Consider the following 13,273-nt stretch of genomic DNA (forward strand, 5'->3'; position numbering starts at 1 on the left):
TGGAGGAGTAAGCTGTGGAGAAAAAGCTTTTTTTAACGCGCATCCTGCATCCGAGCATCCGCCTGCGGCTACAGCTTCTGGTTGGAGCCTTCATGCTGGCGTTATTCGCCATGACGCTGCACGGTCTGTACGATATCCGGGTGCAGCTGATGGAAGACCGGATCACCGCTACTAAACAGCTGGTTGAATCCGTCTATAGCATCCTGGCTCGCTATCATGATCTGGCGGCCAGTGGGAGTATGAGCGAGACGGACGCCCAACGAGCCGCCCTGGACGTGATCAAAGACCTGCGCTATGACGGTAACAACTACTTCTGGATCAATGATTCATTGCCACGCATGGTCATGCATCCCTTCAAACCGGAACTGGATGGCCAGGACTTGCGCGGATTGCAAGATCCAACCGGGAAACATCTGTTTGTCGAGCTTGTAAAAGCGGTCAAACAGGCAGGAAGCGGAGTGGTGCCTTACTTATGGCCAAAGCCTGGCGCTGAGCAGCCCGTTCCTAAAATTTCTTATGTTAAACATTTTAAACCCTGGGACTGGATTATCGGCACCGGCATTTATATCGATGATGTTGACCGGCTATTTCAAGGACAATTGGTGGAGAACGGTGTTCTGGCGTTTGGCGCATTCTTCTTCTTGGCGTTGTTGAGCTACTGGGTCACCGGCAGCATTGTTAAACCGTTGCACCAGGCAGTAGATATGGCCCATAACGTTGCCAATGGCGATCTGAAAGTCACAACGACGATTACCGGACGTGATGAAGTTGCACAGCTATTGAGCGCCATGAGCGAAATGGCTGCACGTCTTAATGGCATCGTCTCGAACGTTGCACGTCTGTCCGGGCGCATGACCGCTATCGCCCATGAGCTGGACGACGACAGCAGTGGCCTGTCAAAACGCACTGCAGAGCAAGCGGCGGCGCTAGAGGCCAGCGCTACTGCAATGGAGCAATTGACGGCCACGGTCAAAAACAGTGCTGAACATGCTCGGCAGGCCAGTCAACTCGCGGCGGCAGCGCGCACGCAAGCCGAACAAGGCGGACAGGTGGTGGAACAGGCTATCGCCGCTATGGACACGATTAATCAGAGTAGCGGTCGGATCGCTGACATCATCGGCGTGATTGATGAAATCGCCTTCCAAACCAATCTGCTGGCGCTAAACGCCGCTGTCGAGGCCGCTCGCGCTGGCGAACAAGGTAGAGGATTTGCTGTTGTTGCCAGCGAGGTGCGCAAACTGGCGCAGCGCAGCGCTGACGCAGCCAAGGAAATCAAAGCATTGATTACCGACAGCGTGGCCAAGGTCAGTGATGGCAGTCATCTGGTCGAGCGTTCCGGCCATACCCTGCGTGAGATCATCCAGTCGGTCAAAAAGGTCAGCGACATTGTTGTCGAGATCGCTGCCGCCGCCAGCGAGCAAGCCAGTGGCATTGAACAGGCCAGTCAGGCGATCGTGCGGATGGATCAGGTCACCCAGCAGAACGTAGCTCTTGTGGATCAAACCGGGACGGTCAGCCGCACCATGAATCAGGAAGCGGACGAATTGCATCATTTAATGGAATTTTTCAAGCTGGATGAAGATACGCTAGCCGCGCTAAATGCGCCGGAGAACGACCAACGAGTTGTTGACCTGATCACATGGAGTGAGGACTTCAGCGTGAACGATCCCGAGATCGATCAGCAGCATCAAAAATTAGTGAGGATGATCAATGCGCTGCATGAGGCAATGCTGGTTGGGAAGGGCAAAAGCGTGATGGGCAAGCTGCTGGATGAGTTGATTGAATACACCGCTCAGCATTTCAAATATGAGGAAGAACGCATGGAGGCTGGTCATTATCCGGACTTAGCCGAGCATCGCAAGAAACATGCGGACCTGGTTAGCAAAGCGCTCGAAATCCAGAAGAAAGTGAAGAGCGGCAAACATATGGTCGAGATGGAGACGATGAGGTTCCTGAAGGCGTGGTTAACCGAACACATTCAACGCAGCGATAAGAAGTACGCGCCCTATATCCAGCGTAAACCGGAAATAAAACGGGCTGGATCGTCCATGGAAAACAGGGTAAAACCACGCATCGCCACCGTAACCAAGTCCGTAGCAGCCCAACATTTGGCGGCAATTCCAGCCAGAAAAACTCCAGCAGTTACGAGCGGCGCTGCCGACGAGTGGGAAGAATTTTGAGATAATTGCAAAATTCAAAAAGCTGAGCGCTTGACTCATAATGCTAGTGAGCGCTCGCTCGCCGCCAGCATCGCACCATCAAAGGAAACTTCGCATGACTTTTTTTCGTATCCTGCACACGATTATCGCGAATTTGGCGATGTTAGCCTTCACTAGCGCCGCGCTTGCCGAGGAATTGATCATTCCCGGCAGCGGCAATCCCGAATATGTCTTGACACAACTTGCCAAGGCCTTTAACCAACAGCAGAGCGAGCACATCGTAACAGTGCCGTCGTCTACGGGAACTGCTGGCGCGCTACGCGATGTCGAGGCGGGTACGGCCAGCATGGGGCGGGTTGGCCGCCCGCTCAAGGAAAATGAGCGCAACAAGGGAATAAGTTACGTCGCCCTCGGACGCGATCCAGTGATATTCGCGGCTGGGGCAGGCGTCACAGTGCATAGCATTACGTCAACGCAAGCAGTGGACGCCTTCAGCGGCAAGCTGACCGATTGGAGCGAACTGGGCGGCAATCCCGGCCCCATCCGGGCAATTGGACGCGAAACGACCGATGCTTCCAGACAAGCGCTCAGTCGCCTGATCAAACCGTTCGAGAACATCGTGTTCGGCGAGAACGTTAAGGTTGTGCATCTCGATCCGGAGTTGATTACCTTGCTTGACCGGTATCCGACCAGCCTCGGGTTTCTCAATAAATCAGCCCTCGGCGCTTGCAACAGCAAAATTGTCTATCTGGCGTTCAATGGCGTCGAACCAACATCGGAAAATGTGGAAAAGGGACGTTATCCGCTTTGGTTGGAAATCGGATTGATTTACAAGCCCGACGCGCTGACGCCGGCGGGCAGAACATTTCTTGAGTTTGCCCGCTCTCCCGCCGGGAGCGAGATCTTGCGCGAGCATGGCGTCCTCCCTGCCGCCACCGAAAATTGACCGCAATTGATTGACGCCGCGCCCCATGGTGGGAATCTAACCGTGAACGACCGAGCATCTGGCCTATGAAGCTCCGTCTCAGCACCAGCATGACGCTAGTCTTCTTGTTCGCCCTGCTGGCCACGCTTTCGCAATGGGTTGCCTTCCGGGTATCGAGCGATCTGCTGGATGAGACGGTGCGCAAGGGCGAGATCGACAAGATCAAGTCCGTTAGTCAGATTATCAACGGTTTGATTGCGCGCCAGAGTGCTTATCTTCAGGAGATAGCGCGATTGGCGGCGGCTGGAAACGAGTTGCCCGCCGCGCTTCAGCGCAAGGAGCCAGACCGCGCCGCCATGATTGCAGCGGTTCTCGGCCAGGTTCAAGACATTGTCAAGACAAACCTTTTAGAGATCACCGACGATAAGGAGATCGTGATCTATCGCTCCAAAGACCCAGCGCGTCGGGGCGATCACGCCATGGCGTGGGGGGTATATGAAGCGCTGACCGGTAACTCTATGCTGTCCAGCACCATTGATGCAGAGGGTGTGGCCATCCGCGCCATCGAACCCTTGCAGACGAAGGGTAGGATCGTCGGTACGCTGAGCGTTAGCCTGCGCCTGAACGAGAGTTTTATCAGGGCCTTGAGCCAGGACGTAGGCGCGGAGCTTGCGATCCTGTCGCGATCCGGTCAGGCGTTGGTTTCCAGCTCTCCGCTCGTCGCCGAGCTAGATGCCCAAACCGTGACCGAAGCGTTTCATAAGAAGATACCGATCTATCGGGAAGATATTGCTTTGCGCCACACCCGCGTCTACCTGCCCATACTCTTGGTCGATCAGGCCGTCGTGATCCTGGTTCAGCTCGACAGCGCCGCCGCCTATCAGTTGTTGGAGCAGGGCCTACAACGCTCGGCGGCGTATGGGGCGCTGATTCTAGTGGTCAGCATCTTGCTCGGCATTCTAGCCTTGCGCTGGGTCATGTGGCCGTTGCGCCGGCTACGCGCACAAGCTGAACAGATCGCTATCGACGTGACTGGCGAATCTATTTCCAGTTCAGACCGAGATGAGGTGGCCGCCGTGGTTCAAGTGCTGAAAACGCTAACCGAGCGCTTGGTCAAGCGCAACTCGGAACTGGCCGAATCCAAAGCAGTAGCCGAATCGGCGAGCCTTGCCAAGTCGCGATTTCTAGCCACCATGAGCCACGAGATCCGCACCCCGCTGAACGGCGTGCTGGGGATGTCGGAGCTATTAAGCAAGACTGCGCTGAACGCCCAACAGCGGCGGTTTGCCAGCATTATCCTGCACTCAGCGCAAGCATTGCTGGCGGTTATCAACGACATTCTGGATTTCTCCAAGATTGAAGCAGGCCGGCTAGAGCTGGAAACCGTAACCTTCGACTTGCGGGAACTCGTTGAGGAAACCGCCGTACTGCTGGCCGAGCGGGCTCACCACAAGGGACTGGAACTGGCGGTCGATCTGGATTCGGACCTGCCAAGGACGCTGCAAGGCGATCCAGGGCGGCTGCGGCAGATCTTGGTGAATCTGGTGGGCAACGCCATTAAGTTCACCGAGCGGGGCGAAGTGTTGATTCGCCTGCGGCTGCTGGAGCAAGACGCTAAAACAGCGCGGTTGCGGATAGCGGTGAGCGACACGGGGATTGGAATCGATCCGGCGGCCCAGGCTAAAATCTTCGAATCGTTTACCCAGGCGGACGGTTCTACCACCCGGCGTTTTGGCGGGACCGGTTTAGGGCTGGCCATCACCAAACAATTGGTGCGGTTGATGGGTGGCGAAATAGAAGTTGAGAGCGCCCCGGGAGCGGGCACAACGTTCTGGTTCACGCTCGCGCTGATTCAACCCAGGGTGGTCTCGACTCCCGTCCCGCCACCCCGGGCTGATTTACGGGGCTTGCGAGTATTGGTGGTGGACGACAACGCCACTAACCGTGAAATCCTTCATTATCAGTTAGGCGGCTGGGGGATGCGCGAAACCGGCGTGGCGAGCGGGCCGGAGGCGCTCGCTGCTCTGCGCCAGGCGGTGCAAGCGGGGGCGGCTTACGACCTGGCGATTCTCGATTGGCACATGCCCAGGATGGATGGTCTGGAACTTGCCCGTCAGATCCGCGCTGACCCCACCTTGAACACACTGCGTCTCCTCATGCTGACATCGAGCGGTTCGAGTGATGATGATCCTCAGGCGGCGTCAGCCGGGATCGACCGTTATTTACCGAAGCCCGTGCGCCAAACCGAATTTTACGATGCCTTGTGCCGGCTCGCACGACCAGCCGCCCCGCTAACGGCCCCTGTGACCAGCCGATCTATCCCACTGGGGAAATCACCGCGCTTCAATGCCCGTGTGTTGGTGGCCGAGGATAATTTGGTCAACCAGCAAGTGGCGCTCGCCATCCTCGAAAATCTGGGTTGCCGGGTCAAGTTGGTCAACGACGGGCGCGAAGCTATGGATGCATTGGCGCGCGAGCCGTTTGATCTGGTGCTGATGGACTGTCAAATGCCGGTGCTGGACGGCTTTGCCGCCACCACGGCTTGGCGGCGACGCGAAATCGCCGAGGGCGGTCGGCGAGTACCGATCATCGCCTTGACCGCTGACGTCATCAAGGGGGTGCGAGAGGAGTGCTTGGCGGCTGGGATGGACGATTACCTGAGTAAACCGTTCGAGCCGGCGCAACTGGCGGCTGTACTAGATCGCTGGGTGCCCGCCGCCGTCCCGCCTCAGTCGCGGGTCGCGGATTCCGTGACGAGTGACGCCGTGGCGGCCCTGCCGGCAGCTCCGCCTCCTGCGCCGTTGCTTTCTCCGGCTGATTCGCCGTTGGACGAGCGCGCCCTGGCCGAAATCCGCGCATTGCAACAACCCGGCCAGCCCAGCTTGTTGGGCAAGATCATCAGTATGTACTTCGCTAGCTCGCCGGCCTTGCTTCAACGGTTGCGGGAGGCGGTCGCCGCCGATGATGGCGAGGCGCTGCGCCAAGCGGCGCATAGTTTCAAGTCGGGCAGCGCCAACCTGGGGGCAACGCAATTAGCGGCCTTGTGCAAGGAGCTAGAGCAACGGGGTCGGGACCGGTGCCTGGAAGAGGTTCCCGCGCTGCTGCAAGAGGTAGAACGCCACTATGCAGGGGTTCAGGATGCGTTGACCGCGGAAATAGAGAAAGAAGAACGCACCCTTTAGCCACCCCCAGACAAAATAAAAACGCGCCACTTTGGCAACGCCAAAACCTGACTCGGATTCCATATCGTTAATTTTGTTGCTTTGCACAAATTTTTGTTGTAACCTTTTGATTCTATTTTTCAACCTTAAAAGAAAGAGTGGTCTGATCCCCCCTCATGGTTGATGGATCGCAAGGACAATTGGCGTTTGTTAAGGTCAATATCAACATTATTTTTAATCACAGGCAGGTGGAATATGTCCGAAGAGGCTATTCAGCTTTATCAAAAGCGCATTCATATTCATCCACGCTCAGTCAAGGGGCCGTTCCGTAATCTCAAGACCGGCATTCTGACCTTGGCGATGACCATCTACTTCCTGTTGCCCTGGCTGCGCTGGGATCGGCCCAACGCCCCGGATCAGGCGGTGCTATACGATTTACCCGGTCGACATTTCTATATCTTCGGCCTGACCATTCAGGTGCAGGACATTTTCTGGCTGGCCGGAGTCCTGATTATCTTCGCCATTCTGCTGTTCTTCGTCACCGGACTAGCTGGGCGGGTATGGTGCGGTTACTTCTGTTTCCAAACCCTGTGGACCGATCTGTTCATGATGATCGAACACTGGGTGCAGGGTGAACGACCGGCGCGTATGCGTCTGGATCGCAAGCCCTGGAGTAACCGGGATAAGTTGATCAAGAAGGGCGGGACCTATGCCCTGTGGCTGGTGGTCGCCTTTTGGACCGGTCTAAGCTTTACCATGTATTGGGTCGACGCTCCAACCCTGGTGGTCGAGTTCTTCACCGGTCAGGCGCCTTACGCGGCCTATTTCACCACGATCTTCCTCACCGTAACGACCTTTGTCATGGCCGGTCTGGCGCGTGAACAGGTGTGCATCTACATGTGCCCCTACGCCCGTTTCCAAAGCGCTATGTTCGATCACGACACCTTGATCATTTCCTACGATCAGAAACGAGGCGAAGGACCGAATGGTCGGGCCAAGCCGCGCCGGGGGTTCAAGACGCCCGAAGAGCGCAAGGCGAAAGGCGTCGGCGAGTGCATCGACTGCGGACATTGCGTCCTGGTCTGTCCGGTGGGGATCGATATTCGCGACGGTTTGCAATATCAATGTATCTCCTGCGCGCTGTGCATTGATTCCTGCGAACAGGACTTGATCAACTACACTTCGGAAAATGCCCTGAACGGTGGCAAGACCCGGTTCCTGCGACCGAAAACCGTTGGTTACGGGGTGATTTTGACCGCGGCGACGGCAACGTTGGCATGGAGCGTTCTTACCCGTTCACCCTATACCGGAACGGTGGAGCAGATTCGCCAGCCTTTGTATACCCAGCTTTCGGATGGCGGGATTCGCAATGCCTACGAGATCAAGCTGAACAACAAGCTGACTGAACCGATGAAGGTCGGCATTCGGATTGAGGGCCTGCCTGGCGCAACCCTGGACATGAGCGGCATGGAGGAGCTGGAGCTGGCCCCGCAGGAGCGGATCAAGCTGTTTGCGCGGGTGCAGGTTCCGCCATCTCGGCTCGATAGTGCGTCCGGCGACAAAATCACTTTCATTATTGAAGCCTTGGATGGTGCATCGGTCAAACCGATCCGTCAGCAAGCGCCGTTCTACATCCCGGAACATCGGGGATGAACCCGCTGTTGCTTGGCCTGGCAGTGGGCGCTGGGCTGATTGTTCTCGTCAATCTGCTTCTGGTGCGCTTTACCCGCATGAGCGCCCAGCAGGCGGCGATGACGGTCGCTTTAACGACGTTGGGTCTGTATGCGCCCTATGCCATTGTGCGCTGGCCGGGCGGAGATATCTTCGCTATTCATGTGGCGATTTACCTGCTGGCGTCGCTGGGCTGTGGCATGGTGTTGAGCGCCCGCGCCCACGGTCGGGGTTTACACTGGGGGCCAGCGGTGATCGGTGGCTTTTTCGTGTTCGTGGTGGCGTCGGGTGCGGTATTCATCGCAGTCGCCGAGCGTGGGTTGACTTCCTCTCTCTGGGATCGGCTGTTGCCTAAAGCCGACAGCCAGCGCGCGGTCACCTCGGTCTTTCCCGGGGTGGTTTCGCACGATTTTCACAAGAAGGAATCGCTGTATAACCAGTATCTACAGCAGGTGGAGCGGCAGCGGCAGCGGGGTTGGCAGGTGCAAAAAGGTTGGCTGGGCCGACCTGTCGTTGATGAACCGGCATTGTTCCGGGTCGCAGTGCGTACTCGTGAAGAGGAGCCAGTGACCGGCGCGAACGTGGCCGGTCAATTTCTCCGGCCCGCCACGAAAGCGCTGGATGTCGATTTTACCCTCCAGGAAACCGCGCCGGGCATCTATGAATCGAAAGTGACCCTGCCTGCCGCCGGGCGCTGGAATCTGGCGTTAAGTATCCGTAAAGGCGAGGAATTGCACGAGATCCAGGCCAACACGTCGGTCCTGGCGCACTCGTCGGCGCAATAATCCATGTCTGTCACGGCTGAACCGCCGACCGCTCCACCCGCCGCTGATTCCACAGTCGAATGTTTTCATTGCGGTCTGCCGGTTCCACCGGGCGCGCATTACGCGGTGGCGATTGACGGTCAACGCCAGCCGATGTGTTGTCACGGTTGCCAAGCTGTGGCCGAAGCGATTGTCGCTGCTGGACTGACTGATTTCTACCGGCATCGCACCACTCGTTCCCAGCGAGCGGAGGATCTGATTCCCGAGCAGTTGCGTGGTCTGGAACTCTACGACCGAGCCGATTTGCAAAAGAGCTTTGTTCGGGTCGAAAGTGAACAGGTTCGCGAGGCGGCTCTGATCCTGGAAGGCATCGTTTGCGCTGCCTGTGTCTGGCTGAATGAGCGGCATGTGAACGCTCTGCCTGGCGTTCTGGAATTCCGGGTTAATTATTCGACCCACCGCGCGCGGGTGCGCTGGGACGAAAGTCAAATCAAGCTCAGCGAGATTCTCGCCGCCATCGCCGCTATCGGCTATATCGCCCATCCTTTCGATCCTGGTCGCCAGGAAGCCCTGCACCAGCGCGAGCGCACCGTTGCCTTGCGGCGTCTGGCCGTGGCCGGATTGTTCGCCATGCAGGTGATGATGCTGGCTGTGGGTCTGTACGTGGGTGAATACCAGGGCATGGAGGAATGGATTCGTCAGTTCCTGCGCTGGGTGTGCCTGATCCTGACCGCACCGGTCGTCGCCTATTCGGCGCAACCCTTTTTCACGACTGCCTGGCGTGATCTGCGTCGCCGGCAATTGGGCATGGATGTCCCGGTAGCATTAGCCGTTCTGGCCGCCTTTACCGCTAGCATCTGGCATACCGCGCAAGGTCATGGCGAGATTTACTACGACTCGGTGACCATGTTCGTATTCTTCCTGTTGACCGGCCGGTTCCTGGAAATGGCCGCCCGTCACCGGGCCGGACAAGTCTCCGAGGCGCTGGTGCGGATGCTGCCGGCAACTGCGACGCGATTGGATCGCATGGGTGGAGAGGAAATCGTTCCCGTTGCAGAACTGGCGGTTGGCGATCAGGTGCTGGTGCGTCCGGGCGAGACGATTCCCGCCGATGGCCGGGTGGAAGAGGGCGCCAGCCATGTTGATGAATCGTTGCTCAGCGGGGAAAGTTTGCCCTTGCCTAGGCAGGCGGGCGAAACGTTGATTGGCGGTTCAGTCAATGTGGAAAGTCCGCTGGTGATGCGGATTGAGAAAGTTGGCGCGGAAACGGTGCTATCGGCGATTGTCCGGTTGCTGGATCGCGCTCAGGGGGAAAAACCGCGTTTAGCCTTGCTGGCCGACCGGATCGCCGGTTGGTTTATCGCCGCATTGCTGGTTGTGGCCGCTGGCGTGTTTTCAGTCTGGTGGTGGCTGAGCGACTTCGACACGGCCTTTCGCGTGACTCTGTCGGTGCTAGTGGTGACTTGTCCCTGTGCGCTGTCGCTGGCCACGCCGACCGCGATGGTTGCCGCGACCGGCGCATTGACCCGATTGGGGGTGCTGACCACCCGGGGACATGCTTTGGAAACCCTGGCGCGGGTGACGCAGGTTATTTTCGATAAGACGGGCACCTTGACCTATGGCCGACCGCAGGTGGTCGCCATAGAGTCGGTGAACGGTTTGGAGCCAGACCGCTGCCTGGCACTGGCGGCGGCGCTGGAACGAGGTTCGGAACATCCAGCAGGTCGCGCCTTGGCGGAAGCCGCTGGTTCGGTCGTAAGCGGTCACCTCCCCCCTTTGAAAAAGGGGGGCCGGGGGGGATTCCGCACGGGCGACGGGGCCAAAATCCCCCCTCACCCCCCTTTGCCAAAGGGGGGGGCTAAACAGTTACGTTCGGTCATTCCCGAAGCGGTGGAATTGCGCAATACGCCAGGCAGCGGCGTGGAAGGCTGGATTGAAGGGCGCTGTTACCGGGTGGGTCAGCCTGAATTTGTGCAGGCATTGCAGCCTGGCGCCTCCCGCCCGCATCCAGGTGATGAATTGGAGGAGAGGAGCAGGGGAGCCGAAAGAGCAGTTGACGCCGCCAGCACCTGGGTCGCGCTGGGCGATGAGACCGGCCTGTTGGCCTGGTTTCAGTTGACCGATGCGCTACGTCCGGGTGCAGCAGAAACTGTGGCAGCCTTGCAGAATCGTGGTCTAACTGTGGAATTGTTGAGTGGCGACCAGCCCGATACTGTGGCGCGAGTCGCTCGGGAAGTGGCTATTGTTTCAGCGCATGGGGGACTTTCACCGCAGAATAAACTGAACCGGTTGCGAGAATTGCAAGGGCAAGGCGCGGTTGTGGCGATGGTCGGCGATGGCGTCAACGATGCGCCGGTGCTGGCGGCGGCCCAGGTCTCGCTGGCCATGGGCAGCGGGACGCAGTTGGCGCACGCCACGGCAGACATGATTCTCTTGTCGGAGCGGTTGGAACATCTGGTGCGAGCAGTCGATAAGGCTCGACGCACATTGTTTATCATGCGTGAGAATTTTGCCTGGGCGATCGGTTACAATCTGGTGGCGTTGCCGCTGGCGGCGGGCGGTTGGCTCACGCCCTGGATGTCGGCCATTGGCATGTCATTCAGTTCGTTGCTGGTGGTAGTCAATGCCTTGCGACTCCGCCAGAATTGAGAGAGAGGTGCGCGCCTGATGCGAATCCTGTTATTTTTAATACCGATGGCTTTGGGAGTGATTGGCGTGGCGCTATGGGCTTTTCTCTGGGCCGTGCGCACCGGGCAGTTTGACGACCTGGAGGGACCGGCTCATCGTATCCTGATGGACGACGATGATCCGCGCATTCCCCGGTATTCCCGCCGGCAGAATAACAATCAATCCCTGGATGATTGAGAATTTTCAGTTACATTTTTACATAAACCGTAAGGAGAATCCTGATGTTTACTTTCCAAAACTTCCCGCTTGTTGTCATCATCATCCTGCTCATCATATCGTGGTTGAGCTTTTTCTCGGTTGTTCCATGGGGTCAGTTATTCTAATTGCCTGCTTTGCAGAAACCCGTTGTGGACCTGCTGGACCGGGATTGCATTCTGGCCGGATTAACGGAGGCCGCCCGCACTGCGTTGCATCGGCTGGAAGTACATCCGATCCTGGACTCGACCAACCGCTATTTAATGTCTGGAGCGCAGGCGCACTGGCCGAGTGGCGTCGTGTGTCTGGCCGAACAGCAAACGGCGGGCCGAGGCCGGCAGGGACGCAACTGGTTGACTCCCTTTGGCGCTAGTCTGGCGTATTCGCTGCTCTGGCGGTTCACGGTTCATCCAGCGGCGTTGAGCGGTTTAAGTCTGGCGACCGGTATTGCCGTTGCGCGTACCCTGAGAAAGGTGGGCGCCGCCGAAGTCGGGCTGAAATGGCCCAATGACGTGTGGTGGCGTGAGCGCAAGCTGGGCGGCATTTTGCTGGAGTCCGGCGGCGCATCCGGAGATTTTTACGTGGTGGCGGGCATCGGGGTCAACGTGTCGTTGCCGCGCCAGGAAGCCGCCATCATTGATCAACCCTGGGTGGATTTGCAGGAAATCCTGGTTGGCGAGTCCATTTCCCGTAACTCGTTGGCAGCCTGCCTGATCAGTGAGTTGCTGGAAACTTTCTTGTGTTTTGAACAGACTGGATTTGCCGATTTGGCGGCGGAATGGGCGCGCTTTGATCGAGTCAAAGGACGCCGGGTTTGCCTGCATCTGCCGAATGCAACCATGACGGGAGTCGCGCATGGCGTGGATGCGACCGGAGCGTTATTGCTGGAAACTGCAGATGGGGAGATCAAACCCTACATCGGCGGCGAGATCAGTTTGAGAGTCGAAGCGTGATCTTGTTGGCGGATGTCGGCAATAGCCGGATCAAATGGGCCATTTTCGATGCAGGCGGTTTCCAGCAACGTGGCCAAGCCGGTCATGGTGAGGGAAGCTGGGTGGATTTGCTCGAAGACCAATGGCTTGAGTTGATCCGACCGACCCGGGTTCTCATTGTCAGCGTGACGGGTTCTGAAACGCGGGCGGCGTTGACGCACTGGATTCGGCGGGCCTGGGGCATTGAGGCCGAATTTGTGGTCTCGACGGCGGCGGCCTGCGGTATTCGCAATTCCTACGCCGAACCGGAACGAATGGGCGCGGACCGTTGGGTGGCCATGATCGCCGCCCATGCCCTGATCGGTCAGGGCTGCTATATCGTGGATTGCGGGACAGCAGTGACCATTGACGCCCTGACGGTCGATGGCCAGCATTTGGGCGGGGTCATCATGCCGGGAATGCGTTTGATGCGCGAAGCGCTGTACCGGGAAACACGGCAGATTCCTCCCGAATCCGGCGAGGCGCTGCTGTTCGGACAGAATACCCGCGATGGTGTTTGGGGTGGGGCGCTGTATACGGTTGCTTCGGCGATTGACGGGATTACCGGGCGGATGATCGCCAATCACGGTCCGGGCGTGCGTCTGTTGACCGGCGGCGATGCGCAGGCCGTGTTGCCCTGTTTGCAAGCTGAATATCGCTGGGAGCCGGATTTAATTTTCACGGGACTGCAGGTGATCGCTGACCAAAGTTAGCGCACAAACTGTGTTCGGTTGTGGCA

Annotated in this window: 9 protein-coding genes; all 9 read left to right on the top strand. The window is 58.0% G+C overall.

Annotated elements, in window-relative coordinates; translation table 11 throughout:
* The first annotated feature begins 14 nt into the window (after positions 1-14).
* The 9 genes from H6973_15205 (at position 15) to H6973_15245 (ending at position 13,247) form a co-directional block, all read left to right on the top strand.
* Positions 15-2,180, top strand: coding sequence for a bacteriohemerythrin (locus tag H6973_15205; GenBank protein MCP5126934.1), 2,166 nt, complete (start codon positions 15-17; stop codon positions 2,178-2,180).
* Positions 2,181-2,274: 94 nt separating this feature from the next.
* Positions 2,275-3,105: a substrate-binding domain-containing protein gene (locus H6973_15210; GenBank protein ID MCP5126935.1), complete on the top strand. Its 831-nt coding sequence runs from the start codon at positions 2,275-2,277 to the stop codon at positions 3,103-3,105.
* Between the two features lie 65 nt (positions 3,106-3,170).
* Positions 3,171-6,266, top strand: coding sequence for a response regulator (locus H6973_15215; GenBank protein MCP5126936.1), 3,096 nt, complete (start codon positions 3,171-3,173; stop codon positions 6,264-6,266).
* Between the two features lie 234 nt (positions 6,267-6,500).
* Positions 6,501-7,898 carry a cytochrome c oxidase accessory protein CcoG gene (gene ccoG / locus H6973_15220; protein ID MCP5126937.1) on the top strand — a complete coding sequence of 466 codons (1,398 nt, stop codon included), beginning with the start codon at positions 6,501-6,503 and terminating at the stop codon, positions 7,896-7,898.
* Positions 7,895-8,701 (top strand): FixH family protein, encoded by an 807-nt coding sequence (locus H6973_15225; GenBank protein ID MCP5126938.1) that lies wholly within the window; start codon positions 7,895-7,897, stop codon positions 8,699-8,701. Before ccoG ends, H6973_15225 begins: the two co-directional genes overlap by 4 nt.
* Before the next feature lie 3 nt (positions 8,702-8,704).
* On the top strand, positions 8,705-11,329 hold the full coding sequence (locus H6973_15230; protein ID MCP5126939.1) for a heavy metal translocating P-type ATPase: 2,625 nt from the start codon (positions 8,705-8,707) through the stop codon (positions 11,327-11,329).
* A gap of 18 nt (positions 11,330-11,347) precedes the next feature.
* Positions 11,348-11,545: a cbb3-type cytochrome oxidase assembly protein CcoS gene (gene ccoS / locus H6973_15235; protein ID MCP5126940.1), complete on the top strand. Its 198-nt coding sequence runs from the start codon at positions 11,348-11,350 to the stop codon at positions 11,543-11,545.
* Positions 11,546-11,715: 170 nt separating this feature from the next.
* Positions 11,716-12,516 (top strand): biotin--[acetyl-CoA-carboxylase] ligase, encoded by an 801-nt coding sequence (locus H6973_15240; GenBank protein ID MCP5126941.1) that lies wholly within the window; start codon positions 11,716-11,718, stop codon positions 12,514-12,516.
* The gene (locus tag H6973_15245) at positions 12,513-13,247 is read left to right on the top strand and encodes a type III pantothenate kinase (GenBank protein MCP5126942.1); all 735 of its coding nucleotides are present in this window, start codon (positions 12,513-12,515) and stop codon (positions 13,245-13,247) included. Before H6973_15240 ends, H6973_15245 begins: the two co-directional genes overlap by 4 nt.
* Positions 13,248-13,273: the final 26 nt, after the last annotated feature.

The sequence above is a fragment of the Gammaproteobacteria bacterium genome, from assembly GCA_024235095.1.
GTDB lineage: Bacteria > Pseudomonadota > Gammaproteobacteria > Competibacterales > Competibacteraceae > UBA2383.